General features: G+C 61.0%; 29 protein-coding genes. 25 read left to right on the forward strand and 4 right to left on the reverse strand.

Going from position 1 to position 25,550, the window contains the following annotated elements; genetic code table 11:
• The first annotated feature begins 461 nt into the window (after positions 1 to 461).
• From NKJ08_RS12730 to NKJ08_RS12750, 5 genes are all read left to right on the forward strand, one after another.
• Entirely contained in the window at positions 462 to 1,580 is a 1,119-nt protein-coding gene (locus NKJ08_RS12730) for a lanthanide ABC transporter ABC transporter substrate-binding protein PedA1 (RefSeq protein ID WP_352781919.1), read from the forward strand.
• Positions 1,581 to 1,601: 21 nt separating this feature from the next.
• Positions 1,602 to 2,573, forward strand: a complete 972-nt coding sequence (locus NKJ08_RS12735) for a YVTN family beta-propeller repeat protein (RefSeq protein ID WP_352779663.1) — start codon at positions 1,602 to 1,604, stop codon at positions 2,571 to 2,573.
• Between the two features lie 98 nt (positions 2,574 to 2,671).
• Positions 2,672 to 3,460: a lanthanide ABC transporter ATP-binding protein PedB/LutE gene (locus tag NKJ08_RS12740; protein ID WP_352531221.1), complete on the forward strand. Its 789-nt coding sequence runs from the start codon at positions 2,672 to 2,674 to the stop codon at positions 3,458 to 3,460.
• Between the two features lie 11 nt (positions 3,461 to 3,471).
• Positions 3,472 to 4,332, forward strand: a complete 861-nt coding sequence (locus tag NKJ08_RS12745; RefSeq protein WP_352531231.1) for a lanthanide ABC transporter permease protein PedC — start codon at positions 3,472 to 3,474, stop codon at positions 4,330 to 4,332.
• The gene (locus tag NKJ08_RS12750) at positions 4,332 to 4,961 is read left to right on the forward strand and encodes a hypothetical protein (RefSeq protein WP_352531219.1); all 630 of its coding nucleotides are present in this window, start codon (positions 4,332 to 4,334) and stop codon (positions 4,959 to 4,961) included. Before NKJ08_RS12745 ends, NKJ08_RS12750 begins: the two co-directional genes overlap by 1 nt.
• 27 nt (positions 4,962 to 4,988) lie before the next feature.
• Here the strand turns inward: NKJ08_RS12750 and NKJ08_RS12755 are convergent, their stop codons facing one another.
• Positions 4,989 to 5,189, reverse strand: coding sequence for a hypothetical protein (locus NKJ08_RS12755; protein WP_352531217.1), 201 nt, complete (start codon positions 5,187 to 5,189; stop codon positions 4,989 to 4,991).
• Between the two features lie 256 nt (positions 5,190 to 5,445).
• Complete coding sequence (locus NKJ08_RS12760) at positions 5,446 to 6,387, reverse strand: LysR family transcriptional regulator (RefSeq protein ID WP_352781920.1); 942 nt, start codon at positions 6,385 to 6,387, stop codon at positions 5,446 to 5,448.
• Positions 6,388 to 6,511: 124 nt separating this feature from the next.
• Here NKJ08_RS12760 and NKJ08_RS12765 point away from each other — a divergent pair, with 124 nt between their 5' ends.
• From NKJ08_RS12765 to NKJ08_RS12815, 11 genes are all read left to right on the forward strand, one after another.
• Entirely contained in the window at positions 6,512 to 7,558 is a 1,047-nt protein-coding gene (locus tag NKJ08_RS12765) for a class 1 fructose-bisphosphatase (RefSeq protein WP_352781921.1), read from the forward strand.
• Positions 7,559 to 7,563: 5 nt separating this feature from the next.
• The gene (locus NKJ08_RS12770) at positions 7,564 to 8,436 is read left to right on the forward strand and encodes a phosphoribulokinase (RefSeq protein WP_352781922.1); all 873 of its coding nucleotides are present in this window, start codon (positions 7,564 to 7,566) and stop codon (positions 8,434 to 8,436) included.
• 10 nt (positions 8,437 to 8,446) lie between these two features.
• Positions 8,447 to 10,453, forward strand: coding sequence for a transketolase (tkt, locus tag NKJ08_RS12775; RefSeq protein WP_352781923.1), 2,007 nt, complete (start codon positions 8,447 to 8,449; stop codon positions 10,451 to 10,453).
• A 12-nt stretch (positions 10,454 to 10,465) separates the two neighbouring features.
• Complete coding sequence (gene fba, locus NKJ08_RS12780) at positions 10,466 to 11,545, forward strand: class II fructose-bisphosphate aldolase (RefSeq protein ID WP_352531207.1); 1,080 nt, start codon at positions 10,466 to 10,468, stop codon at positions 11,543 to 11,545.
• 20 nt (positions 11,546 to 11,565) lie between these two features.
• Positions 11,566 to 13,059 carry a ribulose-bisphosphate carboxylase large subunit gene (locus NKJ08_RS12785; RefSeq protein WP_502896111.1) on the forward strand — a complete coding sequence of 498 codons (1,494 nt, stop codon included), beginning with the start codon at positions 11,566 to 11,568 and terminating at the stop codon, positions 13,057 to 13,059.
• A gap of 18 nt (positions 13,060 to 13,077) precedes the next feature.
• The gene (locus tag NKJ08_RS12790) at positions 13,078 to 13,512 is read left to right on the forward strand and encodes a ribulose bisphosphate carboxylase small subunit (RefSeq protein WP_254819809.1); all 435 of its coding nucleotides are present in this window, start codon (positions 13,078 to 13,080) and stop codon (positions 13,510 to 13,512) included.
• Positions 13,513 to 13,523: 11 nt separating this feature from the next.
• A complete protein-coding gene (gene cbbX, locus NKJ08_RS12795; RefSeq protein ID WP_502896112.1) occupies positions 13,524 to 14,459 on the forward strand; it encodes a CbbX protein in 936 nt (311 codons plus the stop codon).
• 62 nt (positions 14,460 to 14,521) lie between these two features.
• On the forward strand, positions 14,522 to 15,208 hold the full coding sequence (rpe, locus tag NKJ08_RS12800) for a ribulose-phosphate 3-epimerase (RefSeq protein ID WP_352781925.1): 687 nt from the start codon (positions 14,522 to 14,524) through the stop codon (positions 15,206 to 15,208).
• Between the two features lie 22 nt (positions 15,209 to 15,230).
• Positions 15,231 to 15,788: a thioredoxin family protein gene (locus NKJ08_RS12805; protein WP_352781926.1), complete on the forward strand. Its 558-nt coding sequence runs from the start codon at positions 15,231 to 15,233 to the stop codon at positions 15,786 to 15,788.
• Positions 15,785 to 16,246, forward strand: coding sequence for an HAD hydrolase-like protein (locus tag NKJ08_RS12810; RefSeq protein WP_352781927.1), 462 nt, complete (start codon positions 15,785 to 15,787; stop codon positions 16,244 to 16,246). The genes NKJ08_RS12805 and NKJ08_RS12810 overlap by 4 nt, the downstream gene beginning before the upstream one ends.
• Entirely contained in the window at positions 16,243 to 16,497 is a 255-nt protein-coding gene (locus NKJ08_RS12815) for an HAD-IA family hydrolase (RefSeq protein ID WP_352781928.1), read from the forward strand. Before NKJ08_RS12810 ends, NKJ08_RS12815 begins: the two co-directional genes overlap by 4 nt.
• A 51-nt stretch (positions 16,498 to 16,548) precedes the next feature.
• Here the strand turns inward: NKJ08_RS12815 and NKJ08_RS12820 are convergent, their stop codons facing one another.
• On the reverse strand, positions 16,549 to 16,926 hold the full coding sequence (locus NKJ08_RS12820; protein WP_352531195.1) for a c-type cytochrome: 378 nt from the start codon (positions 16,924 to 16,926) through the stop codon (positions 16,549 to 16,551).
• 367 nt (positions 16,927 to 17,293) lie between these two features.
• Here NKJ08_RS12820 and NKJ08_RS12825 point away from each other — a divergent pair, with 367 nt between their 5' ends.
• The 5 genes from NKJ08_RS12825 to NKJ08_RS12845 all read left to right on the forward strand — a co-directional run bounded on the left by NKJ08_RS12825 (position 17,294) and on the right by NKJ08_RS12845 (position 20,494).
• Positions 17,294 to 17,503, forward strand: coding sequence for a hypothetical protein (locus NKJ08_RS12825; RefSeq protein WP_352531193.1), 210 nt, complete (start codon positions 17,294 to 17,296; stop codon positions 17,501 to 17,503).
• 47 nt (positions 17,504 to 17,550) lie between these two features.
• Positions 17,551 to 18,540 carry an ABC transporter substrate-binding protein gene (locus NKJ08_RS12830; RefSeq protein ID WP_352781929.1) on the forward strand — a complete coding sequence of 330 codons (990 nt, stop codon included), beginning with the start codon at positions 17,551 to 17,553 and terminating at the stop codon, positions 18,538 to 18,540.
• Complete coding sequence (locus NKJ08_RS12835; RefSeq protein WP_352531189.1) at positions 18,537 to 19,334, forward strand: ABC transporter permease; 798 nt, start codon at positions 18,537 to 18,539, stop codon at positions 19,332 to 19,334. Before NKJ08_RS12830 ends, NKJ08_RS12835 begins: the two co-directional genes overlap by 4 nt.
• The gene (locus NKJ08_RS12840) at positions 19,303 to 20,043 is read left to right on the forward strand and encodes an ABC transporter ATP-binding protein (RefSeq protein ID WP_352531227.1); all 741 of its coding nucleotides are present in this window, start codon (positions 19,303 to 19,305) and stop codon (positions 20,041 to 20,043) included. The genes NKJ08_RS12835 and NKJ08_RS12840 overlap by 32 nt, the downstream gene beginning before the upstream one ends.
• A gap of 109 nt (positions 20,044 to 20,152) precedes the next feature.
• Positions 20,153 to 20,494, forward strand: coding sequence for a thiosulfate oxidation carrier complex protein SoxZ (locus NKJ08_RS12845; RefSeq protein WP_352781930.1), 342 nt, complete (start codon positions 20,153 to 20,155; stop codon positions 20,492 to 20,494).
• 28 nt (positions 20,495 to 20,522) lie between these two features.
• Here the strand turns inward: NKJ08_RS12845 and NKJ08_RS12850 are convergent, their stop codons facing one another.
• Entirely contained in the window at positions 20,523 to 20,876 is a 354-nt protein-coding gene (locus NKJ08_RS12850; protein WP_352531185.1) for a hypothetical protein, read from the reverse strand.
• An 805-nt stretch (positions 20,877 to 21,681) separates the two neighbouring features.
• On the opposite strand from NKJ08_RS12850, the gene NKJ08_RS12855 reads away from it, so the two are divergent.
• The 4 genes from NKJ08_RS12855 (at position 21,682) to NKJ08_RS12870 (ending at position 25,543) form a co-directional block, all read left to right on the forward strand.
• Complete coding sequence (locus tag NKJ08_RS12855; RefSeq protein WP_502900742.1) at positions 21,682 to 23,457, forward strand: methanol/ethanol family PQQ-dependent dehydrogenase; 1,776 nt, start codon at positions 21,682 to 21,684, stop codon at positions 23,455 to 23,457.
• 156 nt (positions 23,458 to 23,613) lie between these two features.
• Positions 23,614 to 24,138 (forward strand): c-type cytochrome, methanol metabolism-related, encoded by a 525-nt coding sequence (locus NKJ08_RS12860; protein ID WP_352531181.1) that lies wholly within the window; start codon positions 23,614 to 23,616, stop codon positions 24,136 to 24,138.
• A 1-nt stretch (position 24,139) separates the two neighbouring features.
• Positions 24,140 to 25,003: a substrate-binding domain-containing protein gene (locus NKJ08_RS12865; RefSeq protein ID WP_352531179.1), complete on the forward strand. Its 864-nt coding sequence runs from the start codon at positions 24,140 to 24,142 to the stop codon at positions 25,001 to 25,003.
• 444 nt (positions 25,004 to 25,447) lie between these two features.
• Positions 25,448 to 25,543, forward strand: coding sequence for a pyrroloquinoline quinone precursor peptide PqqA (locus tag NKJ08_RS12870; RefSeq protein WP_101918690.1), 96 nt, complete (start codon positions 25,448 to 25,450; stop codon positions 25,541 to 25,543).
• Positions 25,544 to 25,550: the final 7 nt, after the last annotated feature.

Consider the following 25,550-nt stretch of genomic DNA (forward strand, 5'->3'; position numbering starts at 1 on the left):
GGACCGTCGAGGTCGACCTCCATGATCTGCAGCGGCTTTCCGGCGGCGACAGCGACTGCGGCGCGGGTTTTCATCAGGCAATCCTCCCAAGGCAATCGACAAAGTTTCACTTCCGACATTGCTGCGGATGATCTCGAAATCGAAGACCGCGATCCGCTCAGTCACCGTCGTATCCCCCCGCGAAAAGGCATAGGACTAAAGCAGACACGTAAGTCCACTTGCAGGGGTTTGATAAATTTTGTGGGTCCGCTAAGCTCATCGTGGGCACCTTGAATTCGCGCTGGTCCGGGAACAATCGGACTTTAGTGCAAGAACGGGCAGTTTTATCGATGACGAGCGCGGTGCCAGGCACTCTCGCGGCCTTTTTGTGCTTTTTTTCCCAGACCGCCAACGTTCCGGACGTGATGGCCCAGGAAGTGACGGGCAAGCAACCGGCTGCAACGGACAGGCCGGAAAAAAAGATGACCGAAATCAAGATAGGTTATTTGCGGGCCTACGCGCCGCAACTGGCGCTTTCCCTGCTGGACCTGCCGCCACGCGACGAGGGTGTCGCCGGCGCCAATGTGGCGATCGGCGACAACAATACGACAGGAAAGTTCCTCAGCCAGAAATTCAGCCTCGACATAACCGAGATCAAGCCGGACGGCGACGCGGTCCAGGCGTTCAACGATCTAATTGCCAAAGGTGACCGCTATGTGGTCGCGGACCTCTCGGCGAGGCAATTGCTGTCGATCGCCGACATCGCCCGCGACAAGGGCGTGCTGGTCTTCAACGTCGGTGCCACCGACGACAGCCTGCGCGAGGAAGACTGCCGCATAAATATTTTCCATGTCGCGCCGACGCGAAGCATGCTTGCCGACGCGCTGGCGCAGTATCTCGTGGTAAAGAAATGGCCGAATTGGGTGCTGCTCTACGGTTCGCATGAGCAGGATCATCTCTATGCGGACGCGTTGCGCCGCGCGGCGGCCCGCTTCGGCGGTCAGATCGTCGCCGAGAAGGAATTCAAGGACACCGGCACGGCGCGCCGCACCGACACCGGTGCCACTCAGATACAGCAGCAGATCTCCGTGTTCACGCAGGATCTGCCGGAGCATGACGTGGTGCTTGTCGCCGATGAGAGCGAGGTGTTCGGAACCTACGTGCCCTACCGCACCTGGACACCGCGGCTGGTCGCCGGCACGGCCGGGCTTGTCGCATCGTCCTGGCATCCCGCGAGCGAGCAATGGGGCGGCATCCAGATGCAGAGCCGTTTCCTGAGGACGACCGGCCGGCGAATGCTGTCCAAGGACATGTCGGCCTGGACGGCGGTGCGGGCCGTGGGCGAAGCCAGCACGCGGACCAATGGCGACGATCCGAAGAAGATCAGCGACTACATCCGTTCGGACGATTTCTCGGTCGCCGCCTTCAAGGGACAGAAGCTGACCTTCCGCAAATGGAACCATCAGCTTCGCCAGCCCATCCTGCTCGGCGATACCAAATCGGTCGTCTCGACATCGCCACAGGAGGGTTATCTCCACCAGATCTCCGAGCTCGATACGCTCGGCGTCGATCAGCCGGAAACGAAATGCGTGCTTAAGTAGAACCAATCGGGAGGAATTTTCGTGCAGAGACGAGCTTGCGCACTCGCCATTCTCGCAATCGGCTTCATGGCCAATCCGGCGTCGGCCTACACGGTCTATGTCTCCAACGAGAAAGACAATACGATAACCGTGGTCGACACGGCGACGATGCAAGTGGTGAAGACCGTCGAAGTCGGCCAGAGGCCGCGCGGCATCACCATCTCGCATGACGGCAAGTTCATCTATTTGTGCGCCAGCGATGACGATACGATCGAAATCATCGATACCGCGACGCTGCAGATCGTCGGCACGCTGCCTTCCGGCCCAGATCCTGAATTGTTCGTGCTTTCGCCCGACGGCAAGACGCTCTACGTCGCCAACGAGGACGACAATCTCGTCACCGCGATCGACATCGAGCGCAAGCAAGTCATGACCGAGATTCCCGTTGGCGTGGAGCCTGAAGGCATGGCCGTCAGTCCCGACGGCAAAACCATGGTCAACACCTCCGAAACCACCAGCATGGCGCATTTCATCGACACCGACAGCCATGAGGTGACCGACAATGTGCTGGTCGACACGCGTCCGCGGTTTGCGCAATTCAAGCCCGACGGATCACAGATCTGGGTCAGTGCCGAGATCGGCGGCACCGTCAGCGTCATCGACAGTTCCAAACGCGAGGTGGTGAAGAAGATCCAGTTCGCGATTGCGGGATTGCGGCCCGAAACCATCCAGCCGGTCGGCATCGCCATCAGCGCCGACGGCAAGAAAGCCTATGTCGCGCTCGGCCCGGCGAACCATGTCGCCGTGATCGACACCGAAACCTACGAGGTGGAAAAATACATCCTCGTCGGCCAGCGCGTCTGGCATCTCGACTTCACCCCCGATCAGAAGACGCTGATCACCACCAACGGCAATTCCAACGACATCACCTTCATCGACACGGCGACCGACGAGCCGGTTCAATCGGTCACGGTGGGCCAGCAGCCTTGGGGCGTGGCCATATCGCCCCAATAGACCGCAGTGATTATCAGGGAGGCCGACATGATGAATGTTTGCCGCGTGGTTGCTGCAAGTGCACTAGATAACCAGCACGCCCCGAAGGAGTCAGCGGCATGCAGCATGTGAGGACAAGCGGCCCTGGAGACGAGGTGGCGGCGCTCGATGTTGCCGGCGTCAGCCATTCCTATGGCCCGAAGCGGGCGCTCGACGACGTCTCGTTCTCGATCGCGCCGGGAACTTTCACCGTTCTGCTCGGCCTCAACGGCGCCGGCAAGACAACTTTGTTCTCGCTGATCAGCCATCTTTACGACACCCGCCGCGGATCGATCCGCATCTTCGGCCATGATGTCAGCCGCGCTTCCGGCGAAGCGCTCAGGCGTGTCGGCATCGTGTTCCAGGCACGCACGCTCGACCTCGACCTCAGCGTCCACCAGAACCTCTCCTACCACGCCTCGCTGCATGGCATTGGCGGACACGAAGCCCGGCAGCGCATTGCCGCGCTGCTCGATACAGTCAACATGCAGGGACGTCAGCATGACAAGGCACGCAGTCTTTCCGGCGGCCAGATTCGGCGCATCGAGATCGCGAGGGCGCTGCTCCACCGCCCTTCCCTGCTGCTGCTCGACGAGGCGACGGTCGGTCTCGACATCCAGTCGCGTGCGGGCATTCTCGCCACCATCCGCAAGCTCGTCGAAACCGAGGGCATTGGCGTGCTGTGGGCGACGCATCTGATCGATGAGGTTGAAGACGGCGACCATGTCGTCGTGCTGCGGCAGGGCGACCTGGTTGCCAAGGGCAAGGTCGCCGACGTCGTCATGGCCACGAGCGCCAATTCGATCCGCGATGCCTTTTCGAAGCTCAACCGCATCGGACCCGCCGACATGGCGGAGATATCGTCATGAGCGCTCCCGCAATGCCCGGAAAAGTCGCCGCCCTCACGCCGGTGAAGTTCGAACAATTTGGCCTCCGCCACTATCTCATTTGCCTCAAAGGGATCGTCCTGCGGGAGTGCCTGCGCTTCCTGCACCAGCGCGAGCGCTTCATATCCTCGCTGGTTCGGCCGCTTGTCTGGCTGTTCATTTTTGCAGCCGGATTCCGGCAGGTGCTCGGTGTATCGATCATCCCGCCCTACAAGACCTACGTGCTCTATGAGGTCTACATCACGCCGGGCCTGTGCGGCATGATCCTGTTGTTTTCGGGCATGCAGTCTTCGCTGTCGATGGTCTATGACCGCGAAATGGGCAACATGCGCACCCTGCTGGTCAGCCCCTTCCCGCGTTGGTTCTTACTGATGTCGAAGATGCTCGCCGGTGTCGCCGTGTCGATCGCGCAGGTTTACGCGTTTCTGATCGTTGCCTGGTTTTGGGGCGTCAAGGCGCCGCCGCTCGGCTATCTCACGGTACTGCCGGCGCTGTTCCTGTCGGGCATGATGCTGTGCGCGCTCGGCATGCTTTTGTCTTCGATGATCAAGCAACTCGAAAACTTCGCCGGCATCATGAACTTCGTCATCTTTCCCGGCTATTTCGCTTCTCCGGCCCTCTATCCCTTGTGGCGCATCCAGGAGGCGAGTCCGCTGCTTTACAAGATCTGCCTCGCCAATCCGTTCACCTATGCCGTCGAACTGATCCGCTTCGCCTTCTACGGCCAGGTTGACTGGCTGTCGTTGGGCGTGGTTGCCGGCTGCACGCTGCTGTTTTTTGCCGGGGCCATCATTGCCTACGACCCTTCGCGCGGCCTGATGACCCGCAAACAGGACACGGGAGGAAATGCCTGATGGCACGAATGAGCCTTGTTCGCAGCCTGGCTGTGGTTGCCATGCTCGCGCCGGGCGTGAACGCCATGGCGGCGAACACCGATCCGGACTGGCCTTGCATACAGCGCAAGGTGCCGCAACTCTCGCTCGGCCAGATCTGGAACGGGCCGGAGCTTCCGCCAGCGGCAAAGGACTTGTCGAAGGACCCCGCCGTCTCCGCCCTGGTCGAGGAGGTGGCAGCCCGGCGGATGCCGATTGCCGAAGCCCAAAAGAAGATCAAGGTTTTCGCCGCCTCGCTGCCGGCCGAGCAGCTTGCACCGAAAATGGCGATGCTGGTGCAAGGCATGTTCGATCACATGGACGCCGAGCGTTCGCACGTGATCTCCGGCATTTCCCGTTACGCCCACAAGCAGCTCGAAATGGCCGCCGCGTTGCGCAAGGAAGCGTCCGACGTCGATGCGTTGCGAGCAAAGCCGGATGCAGATCCCGACGAGATCGAACGGCGAAGCGAACAGCTGAAATTCGCAACGCGAATTTTCACTGAACGCGTACAGTCGCTGACTTACGTCTGCGATGTGCCGACGATCATCGAGCAGCGGCTCTATCAATTGTCCAAGACTGTCTCGGACGCGCTCGCCGCGAAGAAATAAGCTCTCATTCGGTCTTCGCGGCGGATCTCACGATCCCTGGCCGGGCAGCACGCGCCAGCGCTGCACGAAATAACCGGGATGCATCTCGATCCACTGGGCTACCAGCGGCTGCGCCTGCATGAAGGCGGTCCCGGGATTCATCGCCAGGCCGTCCACCATCTGTTCGCGTTGTTCACAGGTCTGCGGCACATCCGTCAGGCAGACCATCATAACGAGCGTGTAAAGCATTACCCCTTGTCCCCATCGAATCCCGAACCCCATGCCCGGGAGGTTTCCGTGATACCGACCAATTTGCAGGGGTCGCACATACAGATCGCTTACGGGTGTGAAAGGACGTGGCCCCCGCTCTTTCGCGCCGCAACATAACATGCCGCTAATCTAACGCCAATGATCGCAGGGCGTTCTCCACTCCCTTCGCACCTATCACGACGATCTTTGGCCTTCGGTATGTCGGTCGTTCAGGTTGAATTTCGCCCGTCCAACGTCATCCCGCTCCGGTGTGCGGATAGAGTTTGCCGAACAGGGGCAGATACATCGCGCCCTTGCGCATCAGGAAATCGTGGAATGTCGCCATGGCCGGCGAGATCGCGTGATCGCTGCGCATCACCGAAAACCATTGCCGCCGGATCGGCATGCCGACAACATCGAGGATAACCAGCCGGCCGGCTTCGGTTTCGGCAGCGATGGTGTGGGCAGAGATGAAGGCGATGCCGAGCCCGGCCATCACCGCCTGCTTGATCGTCTCGTTCGAACCCATCTCGACGCCGAGATCGTCGATGCGGCCGGGCACGTCGCTCAGGAATATTTCCAGCGAGATGCGCGTGCCGGAGCCGGGCTCGCGAATGAGGAAATGTTCCTCGGCGATCCGTTCCTTGGATATCTCGCGTGCCGACGCAAGCGGGTGGTCTGGCGGCGCGATGATGACCAGCGGGTGATCGCCGAAAACCGAAGCTCGCACCGGGACTTCCTTCGCCGGGCGTCCCATCAGTGCGATATCGATGTCGTGGTTCTTCAGACTGTCGATCGTTTCGGCGCGGTTGCCGATGGCAAGCCGCATGTCGATGTCGGGATGCTCCTTCATGAAGCCGGCCATCAGCCGCGGCGCGAAATATTTGGCGGTGGAAACGACGCCGAGCCGCAAGCTGCCGATGCGCACGCCCTTGATCGCATCCATCTTGTCTTCGAGCAGACGAAGCCGCTCTTCGATGGCCTGTGCCGTCTCGACGAAGGCCAGACCCGCGGCAGTGGGACGCATGCCGTCCGACGTCCGGTCGAACAAGGCCAGCTGGAACTCCTCCTCCACCTGCCGCAACTGGATCGTCACCGCTGGAGGAGACAGGCCTAACGCCTTGGCTGCGCTGACGATTCTTCCGTGGCTGATGATTGCCTGAACGGTCTTGAATTGCTTGAGCGTGAGGTTTCTCATATGGCAATACTAAAATTTTTTTACTGCCAAAGTAAAGTTATTGAATTTTACTTATCCAGCACGATTTGTTTTCATTTCCCAATCCGGCCGATCCGAGGAGAGGCGGCTGGATGGGGAGGTTACGATGCCAGCGGCAACGCTCGACGCTTTTCTGAACTCCTATCTCGGCGAGCCGGACGAACTGCGCGCCGCGGTCGTAATGACCGTCCGTCGGCTGACGCAGGCGGCCACCACGATCCGCAATACCATCAATCAAGGGGTACTCGGCACCGCCTTTGCCGGAACCCGTGGCGCCAATGCTGACGGCGATGTTCAGAAGGATCTCGATATCTTCGCTGACGACATCTTCCTCGACGCCATGCGCCACGCTCCGGTCGCGCTCTACGCTTCCGAAGAACTGGAGCAGCCGGTGCTGCTCGACAAGCAAGCGCCTGTTGCCATCGCCATCGACCCGCTCGACGGCTCATCCAACATCGACACCAACGTGTCGATCGGAACGATCTTCTCGCTCCTCCCCGCGATTGGCACGCCGGATGGGAATCCGGCCGCCTCTTTTTTGCAGGCAGGGGTGAACCAGCTGGGCGCCGGTTTCTTCATCTACGGCCCGCAGCTGGCGCTCGTTCTGTCGCTCGGCAGCGGCACGCATGTCTTCGTTCTCTCGACCAGGCTCGGCACATTCGTCCAGGCCTACGAGAGCCGGATCATCCCGCAGCGCACCGAGGAGTTCGCCATCAACGCCGCCAACTACCGGCATTGGGACGAGGCGGTGCGGCTCTATATCGACGACTGCCTCGAAGGCACCGAAGGCCCACGCGAGAAGGACTTCAACATGCGCTGGATCGCCTCCCTGGTCGCTGACTGCTACCGCATATTGATGCGCGGCGGCGTATTCCTGTATCCAGGCGACAAGCGCAAGGGCTACAGGCAGGGGCGACTTCGCCTCGTCTATGAAGCCAACCCGATCGCTTATCTCATCGAACAGGCGGCCGGTGCCGCCACCGATACGATCACCCGCATCCTCGAAATCCAACCCGAGAGCCTGCACCAGCGCGTGCCGATGGTTTTCGGATCGGCGCGGGAAGTGGCGCGCATCACCCGCTATCACACCGAGCCGAGCGCCATCGGCGAGCGCGCGCCGCTGTTCAGCCGCCGCGGCCTTTTCAGGGCCTGAACACCATGTCGGCAAAGCACCCCATCATCACCATCACCGGGTCGTCGGGCGCAGGCACCACCTCGGTCAAGCGCATCTTCGAGTTGATCTTCCGGCGTGAGAACATCGAGGCCGCCTTCATCGAAGGCGACGCTTTCCATCGCTACGACCGCGCCGCGATGAAGGCGAAGGTGGCCGACGAAGAGAAGGCGGGCAATCCCAACTTCACTCACTTCCATGCCGAAGCCAATGAACTCGGAATCCTGGAAGAGGTGTTTGACGAATATGGCCGCCGGGGAACGGGAAGAACCCGCACCTACATCCATGACGAGGACGAGGAAAAGCAGTACGGCACGCCGCCGGGCAATTTTACCGAATGGCGCGAATTTCCTCCCAGCGACTTGCTCTTCTACGAGGGCCTGCATGGCTGCGTCGTCACCGACAAGATCAACCTGGCCAGGCACGCGGACCTCAAGATCGGCGTCGTGCCGGTCATAAATCTCGAATGGATCCAGAAGATCCATCGCGACCGCGCAACGCGCGGCTATTCCACCGAGGCGGTGATGGACGTGATCCTGCGCCGCATGCCGGACTATGTCCGCTACATCGTCCCGCAGTTTTCGCAGACCGCCATCAACTTCCAGCGCGTGCCGATCGTCGACACGTCCAATCCATTCATCGCGCGCTGGATTCCGACGCCCGACGAATCGATGCTGGTCATCCGCTTCGCCAATCCCCGCGGCATCGATTTCCCCTACCTGCTTTCGATGATCCACGACTCGTTTATGTCGCGGCCGAATTCCATCGTGGTGCCAGGCAACAAGCTCGACCTTGCCATGCAGCTGATCCTGACGCCGCTCATCCTGCAATTGATCGAACGCAAGAATCGCGTGTCGTGAGGAGGACGCCATGAACAGCCAAGCAGCAGCCCTGAAGCCTGTCGCCGCCGTCTCGGAGCGCGAGATGGCGAACGCCATTCGCGCACTGGCGATGGACAGCGTCCAAAAGGCCAATTCCGGTCATCCGGGCATGCCGATGGGCATGGCCGACGTCGCGACGGTGCTGTTCAGCCGCTTTATCAACATCGACCCGACGATGCCGGACTGGCCCGATCGCGACCGCTTCGTGCTTTCGGCCGGGCACGGCTCGATGCTGCAATATGCGCTGCATTACCTGCTCGGCTACGAAGACATGCCGATCGAGGAACTGCAGCGGTTTCGCCAACTGGGCAGCCGCACCGCCGGACATCCGGAATATGGCCATGCCCTTGGCATCGAGACGACGACTGGTCCGCTTGGACAAGGCATTTCGACCGCCGTCGGCATGGCGCTGGCGGAGCGCATGCTTGCTGCCCGCCACGGCGCCGATCTCGTCGACCATTTCACCTACGTGATCGCCGGCGACGGCTGCCTGCAGGAAGGCATCAGCCACGAGGCGATCGACCTTGCCGGTCACCTGAAGCTCTCCCGGCTGATCGTCTTCTGGGACGACAATGCGATCTCGATCGACGGACCGACTTCGCTGTCGACGTCGATGGACCAGCCGGCACGGTTCAAAGCCGCTGGATGGCATGTCCAATCGGTGGACGGCCACGACACAGAAGCCGTTGGAGCGGCAATCGAAGCGGCGCAGCAATCGCACCAGCCGTCTCTGATCGCCTGCCGCACGGTGATCGGCAAGGGAGCGCCCAATCTGGGCGGCTCGGAAAAGACGCATGGCGCGCCGCTGGGCGATGCGGAGATCGCAGCGACGCGCGAAAACGTCGGCTGGGCCTACGCGCCGTTCGAGGTGCCGGACGACATCCTTTTTGCCTGGCGCGAGATTGCCGGCCGCGGCCAAGCGGCGCGCCGCGACTGGGAGCAGCGGCTTGCCGCTTCGCCAGGGCGCCAGGCCTTCGAGAGCGCGGTCGCCGGCAGACTGCCCGACGCGGTCTTCGAAGCGCTCGGCGCTTTCCGCAAGGAGCATGTCGAGAAGGCGACCAAGGTTGCAACGCGAAAAGCCTCCGAAATGGCGCTCGCCGCAATCAACGCCGCAACCGACCTGACCGTCGGCGGCTCCGCCGATCTGACGCATTCGAACCTGACGATCACCAGGGGCATGGCGCGCATAGCACCGGATGAATATACCGGCCGCTACATTCACTACGGCATCCGTGAGCACGGCATGGCGGCGGCCATGAACGGCATCGCGCTGCATGGCGGCTTCGTGCCTTACGGCGGCACGTTCCTGTGCTTCGCCGACTATGCGCGCGGCGCGATGCGGCTCTCGGCGCTCATGGGCCAGCGCGTCATCTATGTGATGACGCATGATTCCATCGGTCTCGGCGAGGACGGCCCGACCCACCAGCCGGTCGAGCATCTGGCGATGCTGCGGGCGACGCCAAACCTCAACGTCTTCCGTCCGGCCGACATCATCGAAACGGCGGAGTGCTGGGAATTGGCGCTGAAGAGCGAGAGCCGGCCGAGCGTGCTGGTGCTCTCGCGCCAGAACCTGCCGATGCTGCGCCAGACACACCGCGACGAGAACCGGTCGAGCCAGGGCGCCTACATCCTGCGCGAGCCAGCCGAGCACCGCGCCGTAACGCTGATCGCCACCGGCTCGGAGGTCGAAATCGCTGTTGCCGCCGCCGAACGGCTGGAAACCGAGCACGGCATCGCCGCCGCGGTCGTCTCGATGCCGTGCTGGGAGCTTTTCGAGGAACAGGATGCCGGTACCCGCAAGGCGGTCCTCGGCTCGGCGCCACGCATTGCCGTCGAAGCCGCGGCGCGGCTCGGCTGGGACCGCTGGATCGGCGACACCGGCGCTTTCGTCGGTATGGCCGGTTTCGGCGCCAGCGCCCCTGCCCCGGATCTCTACCGGCATTTCGACATCACGCCCGAAGCCGTCGCGGCAGCGGCGCTGAAGCTCATCATCTAGGAGGACCCGACAATGGCCCGCATCACCCTTCGCCAGCTTCTCGATCATGCCGCCGAGCACGGCTACGGCGTGCCGGCATTCAACATCAACAACATGGAACAGGGCCTCGCCATCATGGAGGCGGCCAAGGCCTGCGACGCCCCGGTCATCATCCAGGCCTCGCGCGGCGCCCGCTCCTATGCCAACGACATCATGCTGGCGAAGATGATGGAGGCGTTGACCGAAATCCATCCGGCCATTCCGCTATGCATCCATCAGGATCACGGCAACAACGAAGCCACCTGCCTTTCGGCGATCCGCCACGGCTTCACCTCGGTGATGATGGACGGGTCGCTGATGGCAGACGCCAAGACGCCAGCAAGCTACGATTACAACGTCGCCGTCACCGAACGTGTCGCACGCATGGCGCATTGGGTCGGCGCTTCCGTCGAAGGCGAGCTCGGCGTGCTCGGCTCGCTGGAAACCGGCCAGGGCGAGGCCGAGGACGGGCACGGCGCCGAAGGCGCGCTTTCCCACGACCAGCTTTTGACCGATCCCGATCAGGCGGTCGACTTCGTGACCACCACCCAGGTCGACGCGCTGGCGATCGCCTGCGGCACCTCGCACGGCGCCTACAAATTCAGCCGCAAGCCCGACGGCGGCATTCTGGCCATGCAGGTGATCGAGGCGATCCACGAAAAGCTGCCCAACACGCATCTGGTCATGCATGGCTCTTCCTCCGTGCCGCAGGAACTGCAGGACATCATCAACAAATATGGCGGCGCGATGCCTCAGACCTTTGGCGTTCCGGTCGAGGAGATCGAGCGCGGCATTCGTTACGGCGTGCGCAAGGTCAACATCGACACCGATTGCCGCATGGCCATGGCCGGGCAGTTCCGCCGCGTCGCGACGGAGGACCCGCGCGAATTCGATCCGCGAAAATTCCTGAAACCCGCCATGGACGCCCTGCGCGACCTTTGCCGTGATCGCTTCGAGCGCTTCGGCACCGCGGGCAATGCCTCGAAGATCAGGGTCATCGCCATGGACGAGATGGCGAAACGTTACGCCGCAGGAAAACTCGACCCGCATATCGCAACTGCGAAAGCCGCCTGAGCGGCAACAGGAGACCTGTCATGAACAAGATCGACATGCCGTCAGCAGGCACGCTCAAGGAAGGCAGCGAACGCTACAAGTCGGGCGTCATTCCCTACAAGAAGATGGGCTACTGGGAGCCGGACTACCGGCCCAAGGAGACCGACCTGATCGCCATGTTTCGGATCACGCCGCAGCCCGGCGTCGACCACGAGGAGGCGGCCGCCGCCATCGCCGGTGAATCCTCTACCGCGACATGGACGGTGGTGTGGACCGACAGGCTGACCGCCTGCGAGCTTTATCGTGCCAAGGCGTTCAAATCCGAGCCGGTGCCAAACACAGGTCCCGGCACCAGGATCGAGCAGCAGTACTTCGCCTATATCGCCTACGACCTCGACCTGTTCGAGCCAGGCTCAATCGCCAACCTGACTGCATCGATCATCGGCAACGTGTTCGGCTTCAAGGCAGTCAAGGCCTTGCGGCTCGAGGACATGCGCATTCCGGTGGCTTACCTCAAAACCTTCCAGGGCCCGGCGACCGGCATCGTGGTGGAACGCGAGCGGCTCGACAAGTTCGGCCGGCCGCTGCTCGGCGCGACGACGAAGCCAAAGCTTGGCCTGTCAGGCCGCAACTACGGCCGCGTCGTCTACGAGGCGCTGAAGGGTGGCCTCGACTTCGTCAAGGACGACGAGAATATCAACTCGCAGCCCTTCATGCACTGGCGCGACCGCTTCCTCTACTGCATGGAGGCTGTGAACAAGGCGTCGGCCGCCACCGGCGAAGTCAAGGGCCATTATCTCAACGTCACCGCCGGCACGATGGAGGAGATGTACGAGCGCGCCGAATTCGCAAAACAGCTTGGCTCCTGCATCGTCATGATCGATCTCGTCATTGGCTACACGGCGATCCAGTCGATGGCCAAGTGGGCACGCCGCAACGACATGATCCTGCACCTGCACCGCGCCGGCAACTCGACCTATTCGCGCCAGAAGAACCACGGCATGAATTTTCGCGTCATCTGCAAATGGATGCGGATGGCCGGCGTCGATCACATCCATGCCGGCACGGTGGTCGGCAAGCTGGAAGGCGACCCGCTGATGATCAAGGGTTTTTATGACACGCTGCGCGAGGAGCGCACGCCGCAGAACCTCGAAACCGGGCTGTTCTTCGATCAGGACTGGGCCTCGCTCAACAAGGTGATGCCCGTCGCCTCGGGCGGCATCCATGCCGGCCAGATGCACCAGTTGATCCATTATCTCGGCGAGGACGTCATCCTGCAGTTCGGCGGCGGCACAATCGGCCATCCGGACGGCATCCAGGCCGGCGCGACGGCCAATCGCGTCGCGTTGGAGGCGATGATCCTCGCCCGCAACGAGGGCCGCGACTATCTGCGCGAAGGGACCAGAATCCTCGAACAGGCGGCCAGATGGTGCACGCCGCTGAAGGCGGCCCTGGAGACCTGGAAGGACGTCACCTTCAACTACGAATCGACCGACACGGCCGACTTCGTGCCAACCGCAACGCCCAGCTTCTAGACGAAAGGAACCGTCGCCATGATGACCAATCCGGGAAACAAGGTCACGCAGGGACAGTTTTCGTTCCTGCCCGACCTGACCGATGAGCAGATTTCGGCGCAGATCAAATACGCGCTGAAAAACCACTGGGCGGTCAGCGTCGAGTACACGGACGATCCGCATCCGCGAAACACCTATTGGGAAATGTACGGTAACCCGATGTTCGACCTGAGGGACCCGGCGGGCATCCTGCTTGAAGTCAACAATTGCCGGAAAGCCATGCCCAACATGTATGTCCGGGTCACCGCCTTCGATTCGACCAAGGGCTGGGAAGCGCCGCGTATGTCGTTCATCGTCAACCGGCCGCCCAACGAACCCGGGTTCCGGCTGCTGCGCCAGGAGCGCGACGGCCGCAGCCAGGGCTATTCGATCGTGCCTTATGCGACCGACAGGCCCGAAGGCGAGCGGAGCTAACCGAAACCATGATGGACGCGATAGCAAAGGGCGCTGCCGCGCAGGACGAATCGGTTGATCTGCAGGCCGAGTTCGAGGCGTCTAACATCGACGAGGTGATGGACAAGCTCGACCGCGAACTCGTTGGCCTGAAGCCGGTCAAGAACCGCATCCGCGAGATCGCGGCTCTCCTCCTGGTCGACCGGCTTCGCCGCAAGTTCGGGCTGACCTCGGGCGCGCCGACGCTGCACATGAACTTTACGGGAAATCCCGGCACCGGAAAGACCACCGTGGCGCTCAGGATGGCCGAAATCCTGCATCGTCTCGGCTATATCCGCGAAGGCCACATGGTCGCGGTGACGCGAGACGATCTCGTCGGCCAGTATGTGGGCCACACCGCGCCAAAGACCCGCGAAGTGATCAAGCGCGCCATGGGCGGCGTGCTTTTCATCGACGAGGCCTACTATCTCTACAAGCCCGAGAACGAACGCGACTACGGCCAGGAATCGATCGAAATCCTGCTGCAATGCATGGAAAACAACCGAGACGATCTGGTTGTAATTCTTGCCGGCTACAAGAACAAGATGGACCGCTTCTTCGACAGCAATCCCGGCATGCGCTCGCGCATCGCCCACCACCTCGATTTTCCCGACTACGGCGTCAGCGAGCTGAAATCGATCGCCGAGATCATGCTGGCGGAACAGAATTACCGTCTCAGCGAGGCGGCGGCCAAGGCGCTCGAAGAGTATCTCCCGATCCGCATGCGGCTGCCGCATTTCTCCAACGCTCGCTCGGTCCGCAATGGCCTCGACCGGGCGCGGCTTCGCCAGGCCAACCGCCTTTTCGCGTCGCGCGACCGGGCGTTGACGAAAACCGACCTTATCACCATTGAGGAATCCGACATTCGCGGCAGCCGCGTGTTCGCGGAAGGTAAGCTCGAAGGCGAACCGGAGACGAAGGCGCGCTGACAAGATGAGGCCGGTTGGTGTGCAGCGACCGGAAACGGAAGACAGAATGAGAGCCGACGACCATGGGTACTAAGACAATCATCGCGCCCTCGGTGCTTTCTGCGGACTTCTCGCGGCTCGGCGACGAGGTCGAAGCCGTCGTCCGGGCGGGTGCCGACTGGATCCACCTCGACGTCATGGACGGCCATTTCGTGCCCAACATCACCTTCGGTCCGCCGGTGATCAAGGCGATCCGTGATCGAACGGACAAGATCTTCGACTGCCATCTGATGATCGCGCCGGCCGACTCCTATCTCGCCGCCTTCGCCGATGCCGGCTGCGACATCATCACGGTGCATGCCGAGGCTGGGCCGCATCTCGACCGTTCGCTGCAGGCAATCAGGAATCTCGGCAAGAAGGCCGGCGTGTCGCTCAACCCGGCGACGCCGGAAAGCGTCATCGAGTATGTGCTCGACCGGCTCGATCTGGTGCTTCTGATGACGGTCAACCCAGGCTTCGGCGGCCAGGCGTTCATTTCGGCGGTCATCGACAAAGTCAGGCGGGTCAAGGCACTGATCGGCAATCGCCCGATCGACATCGAGATCGACGGCGGCGTCACGCCCGAGACCGCTCCGTTGGTCACCGCGGCCGGCGCCAATGTGCTGGTCGCCGGCTCGGCCATCTTCAAGGGTGGCACCGAGGCTGCCTATCGTGCCAATATCGGCGCCATCAGACAGGCGGCCGACGGGGCGATCCGGAAAGCCGCGTAAACTGTTTCATCGGAGGGCGAACATGGCGGCAATTCCACCTGTCTGCGATTTCGGCTGGCAAGCCATCGATGCCGTCTTGCCAGGGGTCGACGGCAAATCCCATTCGATCTTCAGTCACGCCGGTCCGAACGGGCTGGTGGTGGCCTTCATCTGCAACCACTGCCCCTATGTGAAGGCAGTGATTTCACGCATGGTGCGCGACGCCAACGACCTCAAGGCCGAAGGCATCGGCTTTGTCGCGATCAACTCCAACGATGCCGACGCTTATCCAGACGATTCCTTCGACAACATGAAGCTCTTCGCCAAGACGAACGGCTTCAGCTTCCCCTACCTCCACGACGAGCGCCAGACGGTGGCGCGTGCATACGGAGCCGTTTGCACTCCCGATTTCTTCGGGCTCAACAACGAGTTGACACTGCAATATCGCGGCCGGCTGGACGCCGCGCGGCGCGACGCTGGACCGCCCCGGCTGAGGCGCGACCTGTTCGAGGCGATGAAGCAGGTTGCCCGAACCGGCGACGGGCCGCTGGACCAGATCGCTTCGATCGGCTGCTCGATCAAGTGGAAGGATGCCGCATGAATGTCGGCGTGGGAAGGCCGTTGCGGTCGCCGAAAGCGATCCTGTTCGATCTCGACGGCACGCTGGTCGATTCGGCGCCCGATCTAGCGGCCGCCGTCAACGAGTTGCTGGCCGGCCGCGATCTGCCGCCGCTGCGCCTGGAACAGGTCAAAGCGATGATCGGCGGCGGCGTCAGGAAACTGGTCGAGCGCGCCTTCGCGGCTTCCGGTACGCCGCTCCTCGGCAGCGCGCTCGAAGAGGCCATCCGCGTCATGGCGCCGATCTATCGCAGACATCTGACCGGCCTGACAAAGCTGATGCCTGGCGTCAGGGAGGTTCTCACGCATTTCCATTTGAGCGGAATAGCCATGGGCGTGGTGACCAACAAGCCGCAGTTGGCGGCTCGCGAAATCCTGCTGCATTTTGGACTGACGGAATATCTCGGCGCGATCGTCGGCGGAGACGCGGTGAATACTTGAAACCGGCGCCCGACGCTCTGTTGCTGGCGCTCGACCAGCTTCAGGTCGAACCTCGTGACACGCTGATGGTCGGAGACAGCAGCGCCGACGTGGCCGCGGCGCGCGCCGCCGGCATACCCGTCATTCTGCTGCGTGGCGGCTACATCCAAATTCCCGTTGAAGAGCTTGGCGCCGACCTCGTTTGCGACAGCTTGCTCGATCTGCCGTCCGCGATGCAGAGGCTGCACGACGCTGCTTTACCCCAAGCGTAAAGCCCAGGCAAACGCTGGCCGGACGCAGTCCAAATGGCCGGCGGAGCCGCGTTACTTCGAGAATTGCTTCAGATAAGCGATGACGTTGGCGACGTCCTCGTCCTTTTTGAGGCCGACAAACGCCATCTTCGTTCCCTTGACCATGGCTTTCGGATCGTGAAGGTAGGTGGCCAACGTGGCTTCGTCCCATTTAACACCGGATTTCCCTGCCGCGACCATGGCTTGCGAATAGCTGAATCCGGGATGCGTGCCTGCCGTCCGGCCGATGACGCCGTTCAACGACGGACCGATCTTGTTCTTATCCTGGTCGGCGATATGGCAAACCTTGCATTTGGTGAAGACTTTCTCACCTGCCGCGGCATCCTGTGCCTGGGATTGGCTCGTGAAGGTCACAACGGATACGACGGCGAAAAATGCGATTGCGCGCATGGCATTTCCTCATTTGATCGTCTGGGTGCCCTGGACGATTTGCGCGTGTCGATGCTTTGACCGCCGGCATCCGCTTTTACGCGGGAGAGCGAACTATTCGCCCTTCCTCCCTGGAATGGCAGCACCTGCACGCATCGAAAAGCTAGACTGCCGATGAAGGAAGTCAATCGTACAAAGGTCCTGTTTCGTTTCCCGACTGCGCAAAGTGGAAGTGCGTAGCGACATGCGGTTCACATTATTGACGCGTATTGGCCGAACGCGTAGCCTAACTTCAACCCGTTTCCTGTTTGGGCACCTTCAGGAAATCCGATGCAACTCCACAGCACGACTCTGGAGAGATCGCCGCAGAGGCGACGATAGGTGCCAAATGGACATGGTCGATCTCATATTAACGGTTTGCCTGAGCGCCAATCCGGGCAATTGCCGAGATGAACACCTCTATTTCGAGAGCCGCGGCTCTCTGTTCCAATGCATGTTCCTGGCGCCCGGCGAGATCGCAAAATGGTCTCAGGAACATCCAAGTCTCAAGATCGTGCGCTGGAAATGTGCCTTTGGGAGCAAGGAACGAGCGATTTGATCGACATCCCTGGTTCAGCGACGGCCCCAGGAAGAGGAGACGTCACGATGATTTCGCGGCGCAAAACGCTGCGTTTGGCGGCTCTTGGGACAGCCGCCATCCTCGCCTCAAGGCCGGTTGCTGTCTTTGCAGCAGCCAAGGTCCGAATTGGTGTCCTGAAGTTTGGCACCGTGAGCTGGGAACTCAATACGCTGAAACAACACAAGCTCGACGAGGCCAACAGGATCGATCTGGAAATTGTCTATTTCGCCGGGGAGGATGCGACCAACGTCGCGATGCTGGCCGGCGCGATTGACATGATCGTGACCGACTGGCTGTGGGTCTCGCGCCAGCGCTCCGAGGGCGGCGACCTTACAATGGCTCCTTATTCGACCGCCGTTGGGGCAATCATGGTGAAGGAGGAATCGCCGATCCGGACGATCGCCGACCTAAAGGAAAAGAAGATCGGTGTCGCCGGCGGCCCGCTCGACAAGAGCTGGCTACTGATTCAGGCGCTGGCCAGACGCGATCACGGCCTCGACCTGCCGACAGCCAGTGACGTCGCCTTTGGCGCGCCGCCGCTGATTTCGGAAAAGGCGATGCAGGGAGAACTCGATGCGGTACTCAATTTCTGGCATTTCTGCGCCCGGCTCGAGGCCAACGGCTTTCGTCGGTTGATCGGCGCGGATGATGCGGCGAAAGCGCTCGGAGCCTCGGGCGCCGTGTCGGCGCTCGGCTACGTCTTCCACGACCAATGGGCGAACGAGAATCCGGATGCCGCCCGGGGCTTTGTCAAGGCCTCCAAGCAGGCCAAGGACTTGCTGGCCAGATCCGACGATGAATGGCTGCGTCTGGCGCCGCTCATTCGCGCGGAAGGCAAGGAGCTGGAAAAACTGCGCGACCGCTATCGCCAGGGCATTCCCAGACGGCCGGTCGCCGAAGAAGCGGCCGATGCGGGCAAGCTCTATCACGTGCTGGCTGCGATAGGTGGCGAGAAGCTGGTTGGCAGGGCGCCAGAGATGGCGCCCGGCACGTTCTGGCCGGAACTCGCGAAATGACCGCACCGGAGGACATGTCCGGTCGATCCAGCCTTGCGACGGCACTGACGCCAGCGCTGACGGTAGCGGTTTCCCTGCTCGGACTTTGCCTGCTGTGGAGCCTCGCGGCCCATCTGTGGCAAAGCCGTGCTTTCCCCTCACCAGGGCAGGTCTGGCAGGTGCTGCTCAGGGAAGCGGCGAGCGGCGACCTTTTTTATCATCTTGGCGCGACGCTCGGACGGGTTGCCGCGGCATACGTCGTCGCAATGATTATCGGCTCGGTCATCGGTGTCCTCCTTGGCAGCTACCGCGGTGCGGACCGGTTCTTCAATCCCTGGGTGATCCTGTTTCTCAACATTCCCGCGCTGGTGATCATCGTGCTCGCCTATATCTGGTTCGGCCTCAACGAGGCGGCGGCGATAGGCGCTGTTGCAGTGAACAAGATCCCGAATGTCGTAGTGACCATGCGCGAGGGCGCCAGGACGCTTGACCCACGTTATGCCGAAATGGCCGCCGTCTACCGCTTCGGCCCACTCGACCGCATCCGCCATGTTCTGCTGCCCCAACTGCAGCCCTATTTTGCCGCTGCCTCGCGATCCGGCATCGCTCTCATCTGGAAGATCGTCCTGGTGGTTGAACTGCTCGGACGTTCCAATGGCGTCGGCTTCCAGATCTATCTCTATTTCCAACTCTTCGACGTCGCCGCCATTCTTGCCTACACGCTGGCTTTCGTGGCGGTGATGCTTGTCATCGAACTCATCCTGGTGCAGCCCGTTGAACGACATGCAACCCGTTGGCGCCATCGCCCCGCTTAAGGTCGATATCGCTGAAAAGACCTTCAGATCCGCGCGAGGTGTCTCGGTAACGGCGCTTCAGGGTCTGTCCTTCGAGGTCCGGCAGGGCGAATTCGCCTGTCTGCTCGGGCCGTCGGGCTGCGGCAAGACCACGACGTTGCGTATCTTGCTTGGATTGGACAAAGACTTTTCCGGCTCTTTCCAACTGCCGCAAGGCGGCTCGAACCGCATCGCCGCTGTGTTCCAAGAGCCGACTTTGCTGCCATGGCGGACGCTCGAGCAGAATGTCAGACTGGCGCTGCCGAAAGGACTGAGGACGAAAAATCTCGACGGACTGTTCGCCAGTCTCGGCCTCACCGGCATGCGCTCGCTCTATCCAACGGAGCTTTCGCTCGGCCTTGCGCGCAGGGCAGCGCTTGCCAGGGCCTTCGCCAACGAGCCGGCAGTGCTTTTCCTGGACGAACCCTTCGTCTCACTCGATGAGCGGACCGCCGTGCGGCTTCGTCACCTGCTTCTGTCGGTGTGGTCGGCGCGGCCAACCACCGCCTTGATGGTAACGCACAATCTGCATGAAGCGCTGATGCTGTCGGACCGCATTATCGTGCTCGCGCCGCAACCGACCCATGTGCTGGGCATGTTCGACGTGCGGCTGCCGCGGCAATATCGCAATGCACGGGTGATGAGCGACCTCTTGCGGTCGTTCCATCGAAAATTCCCGGGCGTGACCTGATCGCCGCGGCGGGCGAAATGCAGATCGGAAAAGCCATGTCGATCGATGGGGTACGGCGCAGGGCGTCAGGCGGCTGTTCGGCTCCCGCGGTCAAGGCATGGACGAGGCCATGGCGACGATGGGACAGATGAAACTGCGCCAGTTCCCGCCTCAAGAGACGATGACGAAGGTGCAGGAGTTGCAGTTGATGATCCGGCACCCAAACAATTCGGGCCTGCAGCGGGATTCGCTGACGCAGTACTTCATTCCCGCGCACTTCATCCACGAACTGTCGATCTCTCAAGCCGATCAGCCGATTCTCTCGATGGAGGGCGGAACATCGATTTCGGAGGATCCCAATTTCCGGTTCGATTTCACGGCGCACGGCAATGGCGAAATCCGTGTCGAGGCGACAGACAGGGATGGCAAGGTATTTCGCGGCCATTGGCCGATGGAAACGGCGGGACTGTGAGGCACCGTCACGCGCCTATTCCGCCTGACTAGAAGCAACGTACGTCGGCTTCCGCCTGCGCGCGTTTCAGTTCTGTGCGCGCCGCCTTAGCTGGCGCGCTTTCGCGAAACAACCCTGCGGCCTCCCCTGTCGTCAGCGACATGCTTTTGAAGGTCTCCGCCCTCTCATAGTGATCGTAGGGAAGGATTGAGGCGATAACATCGATCGAGCAGGAACAGCTTTCAAGCGCCTGACGTGTCTGGCCATTTGTTTGCATGCAGCCGAGCACGTAGTCGGCAATGGTTGCCGTTGGGTAGTCTCCCGCGGCGCTGGCGGGGTTCGCAAAGGCCAGTGTCGCCGTAAAGACCAGCGGCAAGGTGGAAGATCCGACAGATCTGATCATGAGGAAACCTCCAGTTGGCCTGGACACTATGCATCCAGACAGGATCATCGCGCCAATTGGCGACGTGCCGCAAAGCCAGTCAAGCTCCCATGGCCTCTGTATAGGACCAAAGGAGGAATGCCCTATCGACCGACAAGAGGCCTTCACGGCAGCTCCATGGACCCGTTGCGCACCTCGCTTCCAGCGATCATTTCATGTCTCGCCCACTATCGGCAGCCAACGAGACGCACGCATACTTACCCCGAGACGCTTCGTAAAATATATCGAAATAAAATTAAATACGCACCGCACCGTGAATACGGGAGCAATAGGATCAATATATATATCGCAGCTTGCGGCCAGCCTATCAATAGTCTGACGTAAGATGCTTCTCTTATCTGCTTCTATATATTGCAGCGCATCATAATCGTATTGCGGTGCAAGAACGCGCTGCGGGTTTTTGCTTGCTTGGCCTTTTACGATGACATAGCTTTTTCCCTGTTTCCGGCTTCAAGAGCGCCATCGTCAGGGAGCGGTGGCAGTCTTTCGAAGGCCAAGTGGGGCGGGCAGTAACGGTGCCCTCTGCTTGTCGGGGTAGGTCGTGACAGCTGCCGGAAATACTTCCCCACATGAATCGCTTGGGCAAGCCCTTGTGGGCTTGACGGTCGATTTGTCACTGTGAACCTCGGGAGGATTTCGGATGCGTGTACTTGCGAAAGCTACCTATATTCTGACGACCGCGGCGTTTCTGTCGCTCGGCGCGGCCTATACGGCTTCGGCCAACGAAGACCTTGCAAAGCTCGCATCGGATGCGAAGAACTGGGCGATGCAGACGGGTGACTACGCCAACACCCGCTATTCCAAACTCAAGCAGATCACCGCGGACAATGTGAAGAACCTGCAGGTCAAATGGAGCTTTTCCACCGGCGTGCTGCGCGGTCACGAAGGCGGGCCGCTGATCATCGGCGATGTGATGTATGTCCACACGCCTTTCCCAAATAACGTCTTTGCTCTCGACCTCAAGAACGACGGGAAGATCCTCTGGAAATACGAACCCAAGCAGGATCCGAACGTTATAGCGATCATGTGCTGCGACACGGTCAATCGCGGTGTTGCCTATGGTGACGGCAAGATCATTCTCAACCAGGCCGACACCACCGTCGTCGCGCTCGATGCCAAGACCGGTAAGGTCGCCTGGTCGGTCAAGAACGGCGACAAGACCGATGGCGGCAAGGGCGAATCAGGCACCTCTGCGCCCGTTGTCATCAAGGACAAGGTGCTCGTCGGTGTCTCCGGCGCCGAATACGGCGTTCGCGGCTGGATAGCCGCCTACAATCTGAGTGACGGCAAGCTCGCATGGAAGGCCTATTCGGAAGGTCCGGACGCAGACACCCTGATCGATCCCGAGAAGACCACCCAGCTCGGCAAGCCTGTCGGAAAGGATTCCGGCACGAACACCTGGGAAGGCGAACAGTGGAAGACAGGCGGCGGCACGACATGGGGATGGTATTCCTATGATCCCAAGCTGAACCTCGTCTACTACGGTACCGGCAATCCCTCGACGTGGAACCCGGTCCAGCGCCCCGGCGACAATCGCTGGTCCATGACAATCATGGCTCGCGATGCGGATACTGGTGTTGCCAAATGGCTCTACCAGATGACCCCGCATGACGAATGGGACTTTGATGGCATCAACGAGATGATTCTCGTCGACGGCATGGAGGTCAATGGCGCCAAGCACGACGTGCTGGTGCATTTCGACCGCAACGGCTTTGCCTACACCATGGACCGCGCCACCGGCGAACTTCTCGTCGCCAAAAAATACGATCCGGCAGTGAACTGGGCGACGGAAGTCAACATGGATCCCAAGAGCGACCAGTATGGCCGCCCGCAGGTCGTGGCCAAATATTCGACCCAGCAGAACGGCGAAGACACCAACTCGACCGGTATCTGCCCGGCTGCGCTTGGAACCAAGGACCAGCAGCCGGCCGCCTACTCGCCGAAGACCGGGTTGTTCTATGTGCCGACCAACCATGTCTGCATGGACTATGAGCCTTACAAAGTGAGCTACACCGCCGGTCAGCCCTATGTGGGCGCCACCGTGTCGATGTATCCGGCGCCTGGCGGTGACGGCAACATGGGCAACTTCATTGCCTGGGATGCAGCCAAGGGTGAGATCGTCTGGTCGAAGCCCGAGCAGTTCTCGGTGTGGTCGGGCGCATTGGCGACAGATGGCGACGTCGTCTTCTACGGTACCCTCGAAGGCTACATCAAGGCGGTCGATAAGGACGGCAAGGAACTTTACAAGTTCAAGACCCCGTCCGGCATCATCGGCAACATCACGACCTACGAGCATGACGGCAAGCAGTACATCGCCGTTCTGTCCGGCGTCGGTGGATGGGCCGGTATCGGTCTGGCAGGTGGCCTGCTTTCGCCCGATAACGCCGCTGCCTGGCATGGCGCCGTCGATCAGGGCCGTGCGCAGGGCGACGAGACCGCAGTCGTTGGAACCGCAGGACTGGGTGCCGTCGGCGGTTACGCGGCACTTGCCGACTATACGACGCTGGGTGGTCAGCTCACCGTCTTCGGCCTCCCGGACTGATAGCCGGGAAGAGCCTTACGACTAGGCTTGAAAAACGAGAGCCCGGGTCACCAGGAAGCCGGGAACGGGGCTCTCGATTGCGCCGCGCACCCAACACCGATCAATGCCGCTGCACGACGGCAGCCAGTGTCCCTGGCAAATGAAGGAAGTGTCTGAATGATCGTTCGCATTGCAGTTTCCGCTCTCGCGCTGGTCCTGCTGCCTCTGGCCAGCTCAAGTCTGGCACGGGCCGAAGACAGCATGGAAAAAGCCAAGGCGGTGAAGCAAGAAGGAGGCAAATATTTAGATGCGGACGGAAATCCGACCTACAAGATCGAAAACGGAACCGTCGATTGGTACACGTTCAGCGGGTACCGCCGGTATCACTCCGATTGCCATGTCTGTCACGGACAGGACGCAACAGGTTCGAGCTATGCGCCTGCCCTGGTCAATAGTCTGAAAAACATGGATTACGCCACGTTCCTCTCGATCGTCGCCGAGGGCCGCAAGAATGTCGGCGGCGGCAAGGAAAACGTCATGCCTGCCTTTGGCGACAACAAGAACGTCTATTGCTACCTGGACGACCTCTACGTCTATCTGCGCGCGCGCGCCGATGGCGCGGCGCCCCGCGGCAGGCCGCCCAAGCATGAAGACAAGGCCCAGGCAGCCAAGGATGCCGAGGCATCCTGCATGGGTGGATGATATGACCGGCCGCGATGCATCGAAGCTGCGCGTCGTTCTGCCGATCCTCGGCGCCCTCGCCTTGCTGCCGTCGAACGCCCTGGCGCAAGGTGCCGGCCTTGGCGCTGCGGGCGAACTGGTCGATCCCGACATTCTGCGCGTGTGCGCAGATCCCTCGAACATGCCCTTCACCGACAAGAACGGCCAAGGCTTCGAAAACAAGCTGGCTGAACTGGTTGCCAAGAAGACGGGGCGGAAATCAGTCGCTTACACATGGTTTCCCACTGTCACCGGCTTCGTGCGCAACACGCTGGGGGCCAACCGATGCGACGTCATCATGGGCTACGCCCAAGGCGATGAACTGGTGCAGAACACCAACGCCTATTATCGCTCCGCCTATGTGCTGGTGCACCCGAAAGGCAAGGGCATGGAGGGCGTCGAGACGATCGAAGATCCGAAACTTTCCGGCAAGAGAATCGGCGTCGTCGAAAGCACGCCGCCAACCGCCAACATGGCCGCCAACAAGCTTCTGCGGACCGCCAAGATCTACCCGCTGGCGGTGGATACGCGCGTCACCCCTTCCATGGGAGAAGTCATGATTAAGGACATGCTCGCCGGCAAGATCGACGCGGCGGTCTTGTGGGGGCCGATGGCAGGCTACTATGCCAGGGAACTCGGAGCCGATGTCACGATCGTTCCCCTGGTGAAGGAAAAAACCGGCTCGCGCATGTCTTACCGCATCACCATGGGCGTACGTCCGTCCGACCAGGAATGGAAGCGGACGCTCAACCGGGTGATCAGGGAAAACCAGGCGGAGATCACCAAGATCCTGCTGGGTTACAATGTGCCGCTGATCGACGAGCACGACAATCCGATCACGCAATAACTGGGATGGGCCCGGCCGAGGCAGGAATGTGGCAGGCGATGAAAGGAAAGGAAGCGATTTTGTTGCCCACGGCGGGTATCCCGGGCCTTACAGAGCCTGCATGGGCAGGCGAGGTCGACGAGCCCGCCGGCTATCGGCTGGACGGAGCGGACCAATTTGCCTGCAGGAGCGATGAGGAGAGACAAGGTTAGAAAGGACGTTCGTGACAGCACATGGCTGGCCAACCTGGGAGATGGCGCTATTTCGCAGGAGACCGCCAGCTATTTTCGCCAAGGCCCCGCAGGCCACAGCTACTTTCGATAGTTTTGTTTTTCGGCTTTTCAAAAACCACTGTTTCATTTGTCCATTTTGAGACGTGATGGACGAGCCATTGCTTCGGTGCTCTGCAATGGTTGGCTAACGACAGCATCGGCCCCTTCGGGCTGATAGAAGAGGAGAAATGATATGAAGAAGAGCTGGACAAAACCGACCATGTGTCAGGTTGCTGCGGGCTTTGAAATTTCGCGGTATCTGCCTGCTGAAATTACTCCCAAGAAGTAGGCCGCAG

This window comes from Mesorhizobium sp. M0244, from assembly GCF_040321795.1.
Lineage (GTDB): Bacteria > Pseudomonadota > Alphaproteobacteria > Rhizobiales > Rhizobiaceae > Mesorhizobium.